Origin of the sequence: Trujillonella humicola (assembly GCF_046233715.1) — a bacterium.
Lineage (GTDB): Bacteria > Actinomycetota > Actinomycetes > Mycobacteriales > Geodermatophilaceae > Trujillonella > Trujillonella humicola.
Window position 1 is genome coordinate 1 of record NZ_JBJNRJ010000062.1, and the last position, 14,037, is coordinate 14,037.

14 protein-coding genes are annotated in these 14,037 nt (G+C 75.1%); 5 read left to right on the forward strand and 9 right to left on the reverse strand.

What is annotated here, in order from left to right; genetic code table 11:
* Positions 1-163: 163 nt before the first annotated feature.
* Complete coding sequence (locus tag ACK586_RS21895) at positions 164-394, forward strand: (2Fe-2S)-binding protein (protein WP_409332630.1); 231 nt, start codon at positions 164-166, stop codon at positions 392-394.
* A 110-nt stretch (positions 395-504) separates the two neighbouring features.
* Complete coding sequence (gene bfr, locus ACK586_RS21900) at positions 505-993, forward strand: bacterioferritin (RefSeq protein ID WP_409332631.1); 489 nt, start codon at positions 505-507, stop codon at positions 991-993.
* 385 nt (positions 994-1,378) lie between these two features.
* Here bfr and ACK586_RS21905 read toward each other — a convergent pair whose 3' ends face one another.
* From ACK586_RS21905 to ACK586_RS21935, 7 genes are all read right to left on the reverse strand, one after another.
* The gene (locus tag ACK586_RS21905; protein WP_409332632.1) at positions 1,379-2,404 is read right to left on the reverse strand and encodes a threonine aldolase family protein; all 1,026 of its coding nucleotides are present in this window, start codon (positions 2,402-2,404) and stop codon (positions 1,379-1,381) included.
* 2 nt (positions 2,405-2,406) lie between these two features.
* A complete protein-coding gene (locus ACK586_RS21910) occupies positions 2,407-3,744 on the reverse strand; it encodes a class II 3-deoxy-7-phosphoheptulonate synthase (RefSeq protein WP_409332633.1) in 1,338 nt (445 codons plus the stop codon).
* Between the two features lie 87 nt (positions 3,745-3,831).
* On the reverse strand, positions 3,832-4,857 hold the full coding sequence (locus ACK586_RS21915; protein WP_409332634.1) for a 6-phosphofructokinase: 1,026 nt from the start codon (positions 4,855-4,857) through the stop codon (positions 3,832-3,834).
* A gap of 134 nt (positions 4,858-4,991) precedes the next feature.
* The gene (locus tag ACK586_RS21920; RefSeq protein ID WP_409332635.1) at positions 4,992-5,528 is read right to left on the reverse strand and encodes a hypothetical protein; all 537 of its coding nucleotides are present in this window, start codon (positions 5,526-5,528) and stop codon (positions 4,992-4,994) included.
* A gap of 122 nt (positions 5,529-5,650) precedes the next feature.
* On the reverse strand, positions 5,651-6,070 hold the full coding sequence (locus tag ACK586_RS21925; RefSeq protein WP_409332636.1) for an STAS domain-containing protein: 420 nt from the start codon (positions 6,068-6,070) through the stop codon (positions 5,651-5,653).
* Positions 6,071-6,156: 86 nt separating this feature from the next.
* Complete coding sequence (locus ACK586_RS21930) at positions 6,157-7,371, reverse strand: PucR family transcriptional regulator (protein ID WP_409332637.1); 1,215 nt, start codon at positions 7,369-7,371, stop codon at positions 6,157-6,159.
* A 40-nt stretch (positions 7,372-7,411) separates the two neighbouring features.
* Positions 7,412-7,897: a polyadenylate-specific 3'-exoribonuclease AS gene (locus ACK586_RS21935; RefSeq protein ID WP_409332657.1), complete on the reverse strand. Its 486-nt coding sequence runs from the start codon at positions 7,895-7,897 to the stop codon at positions 7,412-7,414.
* Positions 7,898-8,108: 211 nt separating this feature from the next.
* On the opposite strand from ACK586_RS21935, the gene glpK reads away from it, so the two are divergent.
* Positions 8,109-9,584: a glycerol kinase GlpK gene (glpK, locus tag ACK586_RS21940; RefSeq protein ID WP_409332638.1), complete on the forward strand. Its 1,476-nt coding sequence runs from the start codon at positions 8,109-8,111 to the stop codon at positions 9,582-9,584.
* 31 nt (positions 9,585-9,615) lie between these two features.
* Here glpK and ACK586_RS21945 read toward each other — a convergent pair whose 3' ends face one another.
* Together ACK586_RS21945 and ACK586_RS21950 are read right to left on the reverse strand one after the other, a co-directional pair.
* Positions 9,616-10,263 (reverse strand): cysteine hydrolase family protein, encoded by a 648-nt coding sequence (locus ACK586_RS21945; RefSeq protein WP_409332639.1) that lies wholly within the window; start codon positions 10,261-10,263, stop codon positions 9,616-9,618.
* Positions 10,264-10,493: 230 nt separating this feature from the next.
* On the reverse strand, positions 10,494-11,399 hold the full coding sequence (locus ACK586_RS21950; RefSeq protein ID WP_409332640.1) for a short-chain dehydrogenase/reductase: 906 nt from the start codon (positions 11,397-11,399) through the stop codon (positions 10,494-10,496).
* 129 nt (positions 11,400-11,528) lie between these two features.
* Here ACK586_RS21950 and ACK586_RS21955 point away from each other — a divergent pair, with 129 nt between their 5' ends.
* Both ACK586_RS21955 and ACK586_RS21960 read left to right on the forward strand, forming a co-directional pair.
* A complete protein-coding gene (locus tag ACK586_RS21955; RefSeq protein ID WP_409332641.1) occupies positions 11,529-13,073 on the forward strand; it encodes a flavin-containing monooxygenase in 1,545 nt (514 codons plus the stop codon).
* A complete protein-coding gene (locus ACK586_RS21960) occupies positions 13,070-14,035 on the forward strand; it encodes an alpha/beta fold hydrolase (RefSeq protein WP_409332642.1) in 966 nt (321 codons plus the stop codon). Before ACK586_RS21955 ends, ACK586_RS21960 begins: the two co-directional genes overlap by 4 nt.
* Positions 14,036-14,037 lie beyond the last annotated feature (2 nt).

The window sequence follows — 14,037 nt, forward strand, 5'->3', positions numbered from 1 at the left end:
GCGCTGCCTCAAGCGCTACGTCGTCCGAGAAGTCCACACCGCCCTGCTCGCCGACTTCGAACAACTCACCACAGCCGCTTGACGTCGATAGGAGCATCCAGCGGCGGAGCAGTTCACCCACCCGTGACCCTTGGCACGCAGGGCAGGCTGGGCTAACTTAGGCGTGCCTTCCCGCCGTACCTCCTGGAGCGCGCCCGTGTTCGTCTGCATCTGCTTCGCCGTCACCGAGGTCGAGCTGACCGGCGTCCTCGCCGCGGGCGCGCGCAGCGAGGAGGAGGTCGGCGACGCGTGCGGCGCGGGCACCGGGTGCGGCAGCTGCCTCGACCGGATCTGCGACCGGATCAGCGCGGTGGACCCCCTGCACGGTCTCGCCGCGGCTGCCGAAGCCGCCTGACCCCGGGGCAAAACCGCAGGTGAGGCTAGCCATGGCAAGGGTGACCTGAAGAGGTGGGACCCCCACGGCTCCGGCTAGCCTCGTGGCAGCCGGACCCCAGGGAGGACCCCATGCAAGGCGATGCGCGCGTCATCCAGATGCTCAACGAGCAGCTCACCAGCGAGCTGACGGCGATCAACCAGTACTTCCTGCACGCCAAGATGCAGGAGAACTGGGGCTACAACAAGCTCGCCGCCTACACCCGCAAGGAATCCATCGAGGAGATGGTCCACGCGGAGCGGATCACCGAGCGCATCCTGTTCCTCGAGGGCCTGCCGAACTACCAGAAGCTGCTCGCCCTGCGGATCGGGCAGACCGTGCGCGAGCAGTTCGAGGCCGACATGGCCATCGAGCTCGAGGTCGTCGAGCGGCTGCGGCCCGCCGCGGCGTACTGCGACGAGGTCGGCGACCGGGTCAGCAAGAACCTCTTCGAGGAGATCCTCGCCAACGAGGAGGAGCACATCGACTACCTCGAGACGCAGCTGCACCTGATGGACACCATCGGCGAGCAGCTGTACCTCGCGGGCCAGATCGACCACCCGACCACCGGCAACGGCTGACCGGGCCCCGGCCGGCCGCTGCGGGCCCGCATCCCGACAGGGGTGCGGGCCCGTCGCCGTCTGCGAGGACCGCGAGCAGCACGGGCACCGGCCTCCGCGTGACCGGAGCGGGTGTGCAGACGTCCACCGCATGCGCGACGGATGACGTGGAGGTGTGCACAGCAGCCCCGGCGCCCGAGGCCTCCCTCCGTGCGCCACACCGGGACGTCCACGCGGTGGTCGGGGAAGAGGACGATCCCCGGCCGCGGGTCCGGAGCCTCGTCCACGCCGACGGTGTGCGCCTCGGTCCTGACGGTGGCGTCACCCCGGCCGCGGTGAGGTGCGTGCCTCGTGGGTCCTGGGCCGACGACCCGCCACCGCTGCACACCACCGGACGGTCGAGCGGTCAGCGGCCGATCAGCCCCGCGACCACCTTCGCGGCGTGCTCCACGGCGTCGCGGTCGACGTCGAGGTGGGTGACCAGCCGCAGCCGCCGCGGGCCCACCTGCGAGACGAGGACGCCCTCGGCCTTGGCCGCCTCGGCGACCACGGGCGCCGCGACGTCCTCCACGGCGACGATGTTGGTCTCCACCCGGGCCGGGTCGATGCCGAGCCGCTCGGCGAGCAGCCGCGCGTGCTCGTGATCGGTGGCGAGCCGGTCGACGTGGTGGTCCAGCGCGTACAGGCCCGCCGCGGCGAGGACGCCGGCCTGGCGCATGCCGCCGCCGAGCCGCTTGCGCCACAGCCGGCCGGCGGCGATCCGCTCGGCCGAGCCCACCAGGACCGACCCGACCGGCGCGCCCAGCCCCTTGGACAGGCAGATCGAGGCCGTGTCGGCCAGCCGCCCGTAGCCGGCCATCGGCACCCCCGAGGCGGCCGAGGCGTTGAACAGCCGCGCCCCGTCGAGGTGGACGGCGACGTCGTGGTCCCGCGACCAGGCGAACAGCTGCTCGAGCTGGTCCAGGGGCTGCACCAGGCCGCCGCCGCGGTTGTGCGTGTTCTCCACCGCGATGGCCGCCGTCGCGGTCAGGTGCCAGTCGTCCCGGCCCCGGACCTGCTCGACGAGCTGCGCGGCGTCCAGCCGTCCGGTCCGCCCCCCGGCCCCCGAGACCACGGTGCGGGTGGAGATGCCGAACACGGCCGCCGCGGCCCCCATCTCGTAGGTGACGACGTGGGCGTCGGCGTCGCAGAGGACCTCCTGGCCCGGCTCGCAGACCAGGCGCATGCCGATCTGGTTGCCCATGGTCCCGGAGGGGACGAACAGCGCCGCCTCGTGACCCATGAGGGCGGCGGTCCGCTCCTCGAGGGCACGGACCGACGGGTCCTCGCCGTAGACGTCGTCGCCGACCTCGGCCTCGGCCATGGCCCGGCGCATGCCGGGCGTCGGCCGGGTGACGGTGTCCGAGCGGAGGTCGACGAGCGGGCCGGCCACCCTCAGCCGCGCAGCATCTCGGCGACGAGGAACGCGAGCTCCAGCGACTGGCCGGTGTTCAGCCGCGGGTCGCAGGCGGTCTCGTACCGGCTGTTGAGGTCCTCGTCGCTGATCTCCATGGCTCCGCCGAGGCACTCGGTGACGTCCTCGCCGGTGAGCTCGACGTGGATGCCGCCGGGCCAGGTGCCCAGCGCCCGGTGCACGTCGAAGAACCCGAGGACCTCGTCGACCACCCGGTCGAAGTGCCGGGTCTTGTACCCGGTCGAGGACTCGTGGGTGTTGCCGTGCATCGGGTCGCACTGCCAGACGACGGAGTGCCCGCTGGCGGTGACCTTCTCCACGATGGGCGGCAGCACGTCGCGGACCTTGCCGTTGCCCATCCGGCTGATCAGGGTGAGCCGGCCGGGGATGCCGTCGGGGTCGAGCCGCTCGACGAGGTCGACGGCCTGCTCGGGCGTCGTCGTCGGGCCGATCTTCACGCCGATCGGGTTGGCGATCCTGGAGAAGAACTCGACGTGGGCGCCGTCCATCTGGCGGGTCCGCTCGCCGATCCAGACGAAGTGCGCGCTGGCCGCGTAGGCGCGGCCGTCGTGCACCCGCAGCAGCGCCCGCTCGTAGTCGAGGATCAGGCCCTCGTGGCTGTTGTACAGCTCGACCCCGCGCAGCGCGTCGGAGTCGATGCCGCACGCCTTCATGAAGGCCAGCGCCCGATCGATCTCGCGGGCGATGACCTCGTACCGGACGCCGGCCGGGGAGTTCGCGACGAAGTCCTTGTTCCAGTCGTGCACGGCGTGCAGGTCGGCCAGACCGCCGCGGGCGTAGGCGCGGATCATGTTCATCGCCGCCGCCGAGTTGGCGTAGGCGCGCACCAGCCGGTTCGGGTCCGGGATGCGCTTGTCCAGCACCGGCTCCAGGGAGTTCACCATGTCGCCGCGGTAGGACGGCAGGCCCAGCGCGTCGAGGTTGGACGACCGCGGCTTGGCGTACTGACCGGCCACCCGGCCCACCTTGACCACCGGGACGCTGGCACCGTAGGTGAGGACGACGGCCATCTGCAGCAGCGTGCGCGTCGTGCTCTGCAGGTGCGGCTCGGTGTTGAGGTCGAAGGTCTCCGCGCAGTCGCCGCCCTGCAGCAGGAAGGCCCGCCCCTGGGCCACCTCGGCCAGCTGGGCCCGCAGGGTGTCGACCTCGCTGGGCGCCACGATGGGGGGCACGGTCGACAAGGTGTCCAGGACGGCGTCGAGGGCGCCGCGGTCGGGCCACTCGGGCTGCTGGGCGGCGGGCAGCTCCCGCCACCGGTCCAGGTCGGGGACCAGCTCAGCAGGTTCGGTCAGGGTCACGGTCCCCAGGATACGTGGACCGACCTCGGCGTCCCCCGGCGCTCGCACGCGCGCACCGCCCGCGCCGGGGGCCCCGCGCCGGGACCGTCAGCCGAAGAAGACCTCCGCCTCGGCGTACCGCTCCAGGGGCACCAGCTTCAGCCGTGCGGTCGCCTCGTCGATCGGCACCCGCACGATGTCGGTGCCACGCAGCGCGACCATGACCCCGGAGGCGCCGTCGTGCACGGCGTCGAGCGCGGCCAGCCCGAACCGGGTGGCCAGCACGCGGTCGAACTGCGACGGGGTGCCGCCGCGCTGCACGTGTCCGAGCACGACCGCGCGGGCCTCGCGGCCGGTGCGCTCCTCGATGACCGCGGCCAGGGCTGCGCCGATCCCGCCGAGCCGGACGTGCCCGAAGGCGTCGGTCTCCCCGGTGGAGGTGACCAGGTCGCCGTCCGCCGGCCGGGCGCCCTCGGAGACGACGACGATCGGCGAGTACCCGGAGTCGAACCGCCGCCGGCAGTGGCCCACCACGGCGTCGAGGTCGAAGGGGCGCTCGGGCACCAGGACGACCGTCGCCCCTCCGGCCATCCCCGCGTGCAGTGCGATCCAGCCCGCGTGCCGGCCCATGACCTCCACGACGAGGGTGCGGTGGTGGCTGTCGCCGGTGGTGTGCAGCCGGTCGATCGCCTCCATCGCCACGCCGACGGCGGTGTCGAAGCCGAAGGTGTAGTCGGTGCCCTCCAGGTCGTTGTCGATCGTCTTGGGCACGCCGACGACCTGGAGGCCGGTGCCGGACAGGCGGGCCGCGACGCCGAGGGTGTCCTCGCCGCCGATGGGCACCAGGGCCTCGATGCCCAGGCGCTCGAGGCAGTCGCGCATCCGCTGCTCGCCGTCCTCGAGGGCGTACGGGTTCGTCCGCGAGGTGCCCAGCACCGTCCCGCCGCGGGGCAGCAGGCCGCGGACGGCGGCGAGGTCGAGCGGGACGGCGTCCCCCTCCAGCACGCCGCGCCAGCCGTCGCGGAACCCGACGACCTCGTCGCCGTGCCCGCCGACCCCCTTGCGGACGACGGCGCGGATGACCGCGTTGAGCCCCGGGCAGTCACCGCCCCCGGTCAGGATGCCGATCCGCATGCGCTGCCTCCGGGTGATCCGGGCCGGTCGGGGGGCGAGTCGGCGTCATGATGCCGCACGCAGGGCGGTCCTGGGTGGTCCTGGGCGGCTCCCCGGCCGCGCGATCGGCCGCCGCCCCCGGCTCCGGTCCCCCGTCAGGCGCGGGAGCCGGTCGCGAACGGGTCGTCGGGGGCTCCGCCGCGCGAGGCGCGCTCGTGCCGGTGGTCCCGGCCGGCGCGGCGCAGCAGCTCGTCCAGCAGGGCCGCGCGGTGCCGGACCACCGCCGCGCACGCCCGCGGGTCCGCGCCCGCCCGCAGCTCCGCCGCGGTGCGGACCCACGCCTCCAGCAGCTCGTCGTCCGTGGCGCGCCGGACCGCGTCGTGCAGCCGCTCGTCGGACACCTGACCGTCGTCCCGCGAGAGCCGCTCGACGCCCAGCGCCGCACCGGTCAGCACCAGCGCCGAGGCCAGGACCGGAGCGGCCGCCCCGAAGGCCGACGTCCCCACCAGCGCGTGCAGGCCGAGCACCCCACCCAGCGCGGAGAACCCGACCACCCGCCAGGCGCCGGGCCGGGCCGGGAAGCCCCCGTGCGCCATCGCCGCCACCACGGCGGGCAGGACCGCGCCGACGGGCAGCAGGCTGAACAGCCCGGCGCGGCCGATCTCGAGCGCACCGAGGGAGGCGCAGCCCACGACGACGGCGAGCCACGTCCGCCCGACCCTCCGGACGAGCCGGGCCCGCGTCCGGTCGGCGGCCGCACCAGGGTGCGGTCGCCGCTCGGCACGCCCGGCACGGCCCCGGGGGTCGGGCCCGTTCACCTCAGGGGCGCCCTGTTCGGCCGCCGGCGGCGGCGGCGGCCGGCGGGGAGGGGGATCCCCGCCCGGCGGGCCGGGGTCCCGAGCGCGTGGAGCAGTCGGCGCACCGGCCCCGACGCCGACACGATCGCCACCCCGCGCCCGAGAGCGGGCCGCAGGCCGTGGGTGTCGACGTGCTCCACGGCCGACAGGTCCACCAGCACCGGGGTGCCGTCCGTGCCGGTCACGTGGTCGACGACGGCCTCGAGGAGCGGGCCGCCCGACGCGTCGAGGCTGCCCCGCACGTGGACGACGGGGCGCCCGTCGGTCCGCCTGATCTGGACGCCCACGAGCTCCTCGCCCACCGGCCGGTCCGGGGACCCGGCCTCCTCGACGGGGCCGGGGGACGTTCCGGTCGACGGCAGCGAGGGTCGGGTCATGCGCCCGACGCTAGGGACGGGCGCGGCTCCCGGCCGGGGCGCGCGGAGGACGAGTTGCCCGGGCACGGGCTGCCGACGCCCGGCAGTCAGACCGGGCGCAGGTCCGGCGAGGGCCAGTCGAGCAGCCGCGCCCCCGTCACCGCCACGGACAGCGTCAGGTGCGCCGCCGGGTCGGCTGCCCGGTACCCGGTGAGCTGGTGCACCCGCTGCAGGCGGTAGGTGAGCGCGCGGACGCTGAGGTGCAGCCGGCGGGCCGCCTCCGTGGCGTTCCCTCCCGCGGCGAAGTAGGCCTCGAGCGCCGCGAGCAGCGGCTCTGCGCCGCCGCGCACCCCGACGAGGGGGCCCAGGACGGTGTCCACCAGGTCGGCGATCGCCGACTCGTCCCGCATCAGGACCCGGTAGACGAGCAGGTCCCGGGCGAGGGCGACCGGGTCGGGCAGGTCCAGCCGCCGGGCGACGTCCAGCGCGTCGGTCGCCTCCCGGTAGGAACGGACGACCCCGAGCGGGCCGGGGTGGGCCCGGCCGACGCCGGTGCGCCAGCGGCGGCTCCGGGTGGCGCGCGCGACGGCCGTGCCGGTGATCTGCGCCAGCGTGCGCGCGACGGCGTCGGCCTCGGTGGGCGTGCGCCGGGGGTCGGCGGCGAGGACGCAGACCAGCTGCCCGGCCGCGGCAGCGACGAGGACACCGCCCACGCCGAGGCCGCGCCGCAGGTCCTGCTCGATCAGCGCGGAGTTCGGCATCCCGGAGTCGACCGGGCCCGACGCGGCGGTGACGGCGACGAGGTGGGGAGCGGCGAGCGACAGGCCGAAGCGCTCCGCCCGGTCGACGAGGGAGCCGATCTCCGCCCGCCCGCTCAGCAGGTCGTCGACGAACTCGCGCCGGAACGCCTCCTCCCGGCGGACGACGTCGCGCTGGCTGTCCAGGTGCCCGGAGGCGAGCGCCGCCAGCGCCGTGTCGGCCGCCCGCCACACGAGCTCGCCGATCCGGACCACCTCCGTGGTCGTCAGCGACCGGCGGCCGGCACCGGCGACGAGCCCGGGCAGCCGGGGCCAGAGCATCCGCGACGCGGTCATGTAGAGGTCGACGACCACCGGCAGGGCGATCCCCTGCTCCGCCGCCCCGGCGCCCAGCGCGCGGCACGCGTCCCTCTGGGCGCCCGTCATCCCCTGGCCGCTGCGCGCCACCGCCAGGAGCGCCGCGGCGTAGCCGTCCAGCAGGTCCGGCGACAGGCCGTGCTCGCGGGCCGCGGCGGCCGTGACCTCGCGCAGCACCTCGGCGGCGTCGTCGGCGGGGCGCGTCACCGGCTGCCCCGTCCGGCCGGCCCCTGCTGCGGCGGGCGGCTCACCGGCGTCCGGCCTCGATCGCCCGCCACCGCTGCAGGTTGTACCGGGCGTCCACGAGCGCGTCGTGCGTGCCGGCCGGCTTCGGCGGCAGCGGGGGCTGACCGGCGTCGTCCCACCGCTGGCGCAGCTCCCGGGTGAACCGCGGGACCGCCCGGGGCAGCGCGGTCATCGGACCCCACAGCTGGGCGAGCGCGACGTGGTCGTAGGCGGCGAACCACGCCCACAGCTCCACCTCCTCGCCCGGGCCGGTGAGGAAGGCGAGCAGGTCGTCGCGGATCCGCCGGCGGTCGCGCCAGGCCCGGTCCGACGGCGGCGGCAGCTGGTCGAGCACGTTGCGGCGCACCCAGGGGATGGCCTTGCGGTCGTCGAACTCGGTGCTGACCGCGTAGAACTCCCGCCCGCTCTCGTCGACGACACCGATGGAGACGAGGTCGATCGTCGTCCCGTCCTCGATGAACTCCGTGTCGTAGAAGTACCGCCGCACGCTCAACCGCCCCCGCCCCGGACGTCGCGCGGCGGCTCCGGCTCCCCCCGACCCTCCCGGACCACGGCCTGGCCGCGGGGAACCGTGCCGGTCGGGCCGGGTGGGCGGACGTGCTCGATACCGGTGGCCACCGCTCGATCCTCCGGCACGGCCGGTCTGCTGTCGTGTGCAGGCCCTGCGGCCCCCGGAGCCCGCCGATAGGTTCGCCGGCATGCCGGTTCTCGCCATCGACGCAGGGACGACCGGGGTGACCGCGCTGGTCGTGAGCGAGGACGGCGGCGTCCTCTCCCGCGGCTACCGCGAGTTCGCGCAGCTGTTCCCCCGCCCCGGGTGGGTCGAGCACGAGCCCGACGACATCTGGACGGCGACGCTGGCCGCCTGCCGCGAGGCGCTGGCCGGGAGCGCGCAGCGGCCCACCTGCATCGGGATCACCGACCAGCGGGAGACCGCCGTCGTCTGGGAGGGGCGCACCGGGCGGTCGCCGCGGCCAGCGATCGTCTGGCAGGACCGGCGGACCACCGGGATCTGCGACCGGCTGCGCGAGGCCGGCCACGAGCCCCGGGTCGCCGAGCTCACCGGACTGCGGCTGGACCCCTACTTCACCGGGACCAAGTACTGCTGGCTGGCCGCGGAGGAACCGCGGCTGTGGGACGGCGTCCGCGACGGGTCGCTGGTGCTGGGCACGGTCGACTCCTACCTGGTGCACCGGCTCACCGGCGGCGCCGCGCACGTCACCGACCCGAGCAACGCCAGCCGCACCCTGCTCTACGACCTCGCCGCCGGCGACTGGTCCGACGAGCTGTGCGAGCTGTTCGACGTCCCGCGGGCGGCACTGCCCGAGCTGGTGCCGAGCTCCGGGGTGGTCGGCACGACCGACCCCGACGCCTTCCTCGGCCTGGAGCTGCCCGTCGCCGGCATCGCCGGCGACCAGCAGGCCGCGCTCTTCGGCCAGGCCTGCTACTCCCCCGGCGACTCGAAGTGCACCTACGGCACCGGCTCCTTCGTGCTGACCAACACCGGGACGACGCCGGTGCGGTCGGGCGCCGGGCTGCTCACCACGGTGGCGTGGGACGTCGGCGACGGGCTGGTGTACGCGCTGGAGGGCTCCATCTTCGTCACCGGCGCGGCCGTGCAGTGGCTGCGCGACGGGCTGGGCCTGATCGACTCCGCCGCCGAGATCGAGGGCCTGGCCCGCACGGTGCCCGACTCCGGGGACCTGGTCTTCGTGCCGGCGCTGACCGGCCTGGGGGCCCCGCACTGGGACCCGCACGCCCGCGGGGCGATCGTCGGGGTGACCCGCGGCACCACGCGGGCGCACCTGGCCCGCGCCACGCTGGAGGCGATCGCGTTCGAGGTGCGCGACGTGGTCGACGTGATGGTCTCCGAGGCCGGTCTCGAGGTGCCCGAGCTGTCGGCCGACGGCGGCGCCAGCGCCAACGACCTGCTCCTGCAGCTGCAGGCCGACCAGCTCGCGGTGCCGGTCCGCCGCCCGCGGGTCACCGAGACCACCGCTCTGGGCGCGGCGTTCCTGGCGGGCCTGGGCACCGGCGTCTGGGGCGGCCAGCACGAGCTGGCCGCCACCTGGGCCCTGGACCGCCGTTTCGAGCCGGAGCCCGGCCGCCGCGACGACGGGCGGCACGACCGCTGGCGCGACGCGGTCGGCCGCGCCGGAAACTGGACGGGCTGACCCCCGCCGCCTCGCGCCGCAAGGCCCCGGGTCACCCGGCCGCGGGCACCGCCACCAGCCGGCGGAACTCGTCGGCGGTCATCACGTGGGCCGTGGAGAACGCGAGGACGGTCAGGGTCGCCCGGTGCACGTCGTCGGCGGGCATGGATCCCCACCCGACGTCGGGGTAGTCGAAGGTCCCCGTGGCGTCGGAGAGGAAGGCCACCTTGTAGTTGTGGAACATGGCGTCGCGCGCGGTGGCGTGGCAGCAGTTCTCCGTCGTCGTCCCCGAGATCACGACCGAGTCGATGCCCCACTCGCGGAGGATCAGGTCGAGATCCGTGGCGAAGAACCCGCTGTACCGGTGCTTCTTGATCACGTGCTCACCGGGCGCCGGGGTGAGCGCGGGGAAGATCTCGCTGCCGGCCGTCCCGTCCACCAGGGCGGCCCGCTGCTCGATCGGTGGGTAGAGGTCGTCGTACAGACCCATGTCCGAGCCGTCCTCCCGGTGCACGTGGGCCGTGTAGATGACCTTGATCCCGTGCTCCCGGCAGAACGTGAGGGTCTGCGCGAGCTCGTCGGCCATGGCCAGGGCCTGCTTCGACTGCAGCGCGGCCCCTTCGGCGACGAAGTCGTTCTGCATGTCGACGACGATCATGGCCGTCCGCGACGGGTCGATGCGGTCGAAGGTGTAGGGCATGGGGGCCTCCAGACGACGGTGGGATCCGGCCGTCCGGTCGACACGATCGCGGTGCCTCGATGTGCGTCACCTCGCGGCCGAGCCCTTCGAGGCTGGCACGGGCCGGCGGTCCGGCACCACCGCTGCGGCCGTCCGCCCGCGACGACGGGGGACGTCCGGGCGCGTCGTGACAGGGCGCCGTCGACCGGCGTCCTCGCGCGGGCCGGCAGGGCCGTCCGGCCCGGGGCGCGTCAGTCCGGCCGGCGCTGGTTCGCGACCGACGAGCGCCCGAACTCCTGCCCGCGCAGCGCCTCGATGTCGCGCTCCAGCTGCGGCACCGCGGTCGCGGCGATCCGGGTCATGAGCCGCTCGGCGAGTGCGCCGGTGACCACCTGGCGCAGGGCGGCCACGGTCCCGACCGATCGCGGCACGAACACGCGGCGGCCGCGGGTCTCCATGTTGTCCACCAGCGCCCGGGCGCACTCCTCGACCGAGGTGTAGGCCCCCAGCGGGCCGGGGAGCCGCCTTCGCGTCTCGGCGAACGTGGGCAGCGCCGCCTCGGTGTCGCGGACCAGGTCGGTGTCGATCCAGGTCGGGTGGGCGCTGGCGACGGTCACCCCGCGGTGGGCGACCTCCAGCCGCAGGGCGTCGCCGAAGCGCTCCACCCCGGCCTTGGACGCGCAGTACGCGCTCATCCCCGGCAGCACGGTGAAGGCGGCGGCCGAGCTGACCAGCAGCACGTGACCCCGGCGCTCGGCCACGTGGGGCAGCGCGGCGTGGGCGGTCAGCATCGTGCCGACCAGGTTGACCTCGATGGTGCGCGCCAGCGCGTGCGCCGAGCTGGTCATCACGGTGGTGAGCGGCGCGATGCCGGCGTTGGCGACGACGACGTCGAGCCCCCCGAAGGTGTCGACCACCCGCTCCACCGCGGTGGCCAGGGCGGCGGGATCGGTGACGTCGCACTCGACCCACAGGTGCTCGGGTCCGAGCTCGGCGGCCACCTCTGCCAGCAGCTCCGGCTCCAGCCCCGCCAGCGCCACCCGGGCGCCGCGGGCCGCGGCCTTGCGCGCCAGCGCGGCGCCGATGCCGCGGGCCGCGCCGGTGATCAGCACGCTCGCACCGGCGAGAGGGGTGCGGGTGCGGGACAGAAGCGCCATCGGTGGCCTCCGGGGCTCGGCGCACTCGTGTTGAGCACTGCTCAAGAGCCGTTGTAGCTTGCTGATCGTTGCTCAGCAAGCCGGGCAGCCCACGGATGCGGCCCCGACGACGCGAGGGAGTGCCAGAGGGTGACCAGCACGATCGAGACCGGTCCCGCGACCGCCGCCGGCCCGGGCCGGCCCGCCGGACGGACCGTGCGGGTGGCGATCATCGGCACCGGCTTCGCCGGGCTGGGGATGGCCATCGCGCTGCGCCGCCGCGGCGAGGAGGACGTCGTGCTGCTCGAGCGGGCCGACGACGTCGGCGGCACCTGGCGCGACAACCACTACCCCGGTGCTGCGTGCGACGTGCAGTCCAACCTCTACTCGTTCTCCTTCGCCCCGAACCCGGACTGGCCGCGGTCCTACTCCGAGCAGCCGGAGATCCAGGCGTACCTGCAGGCCGTCGCCGACCGCTACGGCGTGCGGGAGAAGTGCGTGTTCGGTGCCGAGGTGACCGCGGCGCGCTGGGACGACACCGCCCGCCAGTGGGTGGTCAGCACGACCGCCGGGGAGTTCCGGGCCACCGTCCTGGTCTCGGCGGCCGGCGCGCTGGCCGACCCCACCTACCCCGACATCCCCGGGCTGGACTCGTTCGCCGGCACCGTCATGCACTCGGCCCGCTGGGACGCCGGCCACGACCTGACCGGCGAGCGCGTCGCCGTGATCGGCACCGGCGCCTCGGCCGTCCAGATCGTGCCGGCCATCCAGCCGACGGTGGAGAGCCTGGCGGTGTACCAGCGCACGGCTCCGTGGGTCGTGCCGCGCACCGACCACCCGGTGAAGCCGTGGGTGCAGCGCCTCTACCGCTGGGTGCCGGGCTTCCAGAAGCTGGTCCGCGCCGTCCTCTACCTGGTCCGCGAGCTGCTGGTCGTGGGCATGGCCAAGAACCGGCGCCTCCTGAGGCCCGTGGGGAGGGTGGCGAGGGCCCACCTCGCCCGCCAGGTGCGCGACCCGAAGCTGCGCGCGGCGCTGACGCCGGACTACACCATCGGCTGCAAGCGGATCCTGATCAGCAACGACTACTACCCCGCGGTCGCCGCGCCCAACGCCGAGCTGGTGACCGCCGGCATCGCCGAGGTCCGGCCGCACTCCGTCGTCACCCGCGACGGGCTGGAACGGCGTACCGACACCATCGTCCTGGCCACCGGCTTCTCCGTGACGCCGCCGGCCATCGCCGAGCGGATCGCCGGCCGCGACGGGCGCACGCTGGCCGAGGTCTGGGCCGACGGCATGGTGAGCAACCGCAGCACCACCGTGGCCGGCTTCCCGAACCTGTTCCTGCTGGTCGGCCCGAACGTGGGCGTGGGCCACACGTCGATGGTCTACATGATCGAGTCGCAGGTGGCCTACGTCGACGACGCGCTGCAGACGATGGCCGCCGAGGGCCTGGCGGTGCTGGAGACCACGCCGCAGGCGCAGCGCGCCTACCGCGACCTGATCGCCCGCAGGTCGACCGGCACCGTGTGGCTGGCCGGCGGGTGCGCCTCCTGGTACCTGGACCGGCACGGGCACAACACCACCCTGTGGCCCGACTTCACCTTCCGCTTCCGGCGGATGACCCGCCGGCTGGACCGGGAGAACTACGTGGGCACCCCGGCCGACGCCCGGCGCTCCCCGGAGGTGGCGGCGTGACCGCGCGGACCCCGGCGAGCGGGCCGACCCGCGAGCGGCGCACGGCCGCCGTCCCCACCGACGACGGCGCGCTGCTGCACGCCACCGTCGACGGCTCGGACGACGCGCCGGTCACCCTCGTCCTCGCCCACGGCTGGACGCTGTCGCAGGCCTCCTGGGACGACCCGGTCGGCCTGCTGGTCCCCCGCGTCGCCGCCGGTGAGCTGCGGCTGGTCCGCTACGACCAGCGGGGTCACGGACGCTCGACGTGGGCACCCGGCGACGCGGACCCCGCCGCGGTGACGATCGACCGCCTCGGATCGGACATGGGGTGCGTGCTCGACCGGCTCGCGCCCCGCGGCCCCGTCGTGCTCGGGGGCCACTCCATGGGTGGCATGACGATCATGTGCCTGGCGGCGGCCCGTCCCGAGCTGTTCGGCGAGCACGTCGGTGGTGCCCTGCTCGTCTCCACCTCCGCCGGTGACCTCGCCCCCGAACCCGCGACCGCGGCGGAGAAGGCGCTCCGCCGCCTCACCCCGGGCCTGGTGACGGCCGCGATCGGCGGGGCCCGTCTCGTCGAGGGCCTGCGGCGGCTGGCCCCGCCGTCGAGCCGGCAGCACCGCAGGTTCGTCCGGGACCTGCTGTACGGCGCCGACGCGACCGAGGAGATGGTCCGCGCGGGCGCGGAGATCATGCACGCCTCGACCGTGCGCGCCTTCGCCGCCTTCTACCCGGCGCTGGGCGGGCACGACAAGCGCACCGAGCTGGCCGCGCTCTCGCGGGTGCCGGTCGAGGTCCTCGTGGGCGACAACGACAAGCTGACCCCGGTGCGGCACAGCCGGCAGCTGGCCGAGGCCCTTCCCGGAGCGGCGCTGCACGTCGAGCCGCGCACCGGGCACATGCTGCTGCAGGAACGGACCCGGCTCGTCGTCGACGCCCTCGACCGGCTGCTCGCCGGGGCCCGCGACCGGGTCGCCACCTGACC

What these genes read in the sequence shown, in the direction of transcription:
- ACK586_RS21915 (WP_409332634.1), bottom strand. Translation starts at nt 4,857, where the DNA reads ATGCGGATCGGCATCCTGACCGGGGGCGGTGACTGCCCGGGGCTCAAC.
- bfr (WP_409332631.1), top strand. Translation starts at nt 505, where the DNA reads ATGCAAGGCGATGCGCGCGTCATCCAGATGCTCAACGAGCAGCTCACC.
- ACK586_RS21945 (WP_409332639.1), bottom strand. Translation starts at nt 10,263, where the DNA reads ATGCCCTACACCTTCGACCGCATCGACCCGTCGCGGACGGCCATGATC.
- glpK (WP_409332638.1), top strand. Translation starts at nt 8,109, where the DNA reads ATGCCGGTTCTCGCCATCGACGCAGGGACGACCGGGGTGACCGCGCTG.
- ACK586_RS21950 (WP_409332640.1), bottom strand. Translation starts at nt 11,399, where the DNA reads ATGGCGCTTCTGTCCCGCACCCGCACCCCTCTCGCCGGTGCGAGCGTG.
- ACK586_RS21925 (WP_409332636.1), bottom strand. Translation starts at nt 6,070, where the DNA reads ATGACCCGACCCTCGCTGCCGTCGACCGGAACGTCCCCCGGCCCCGTC.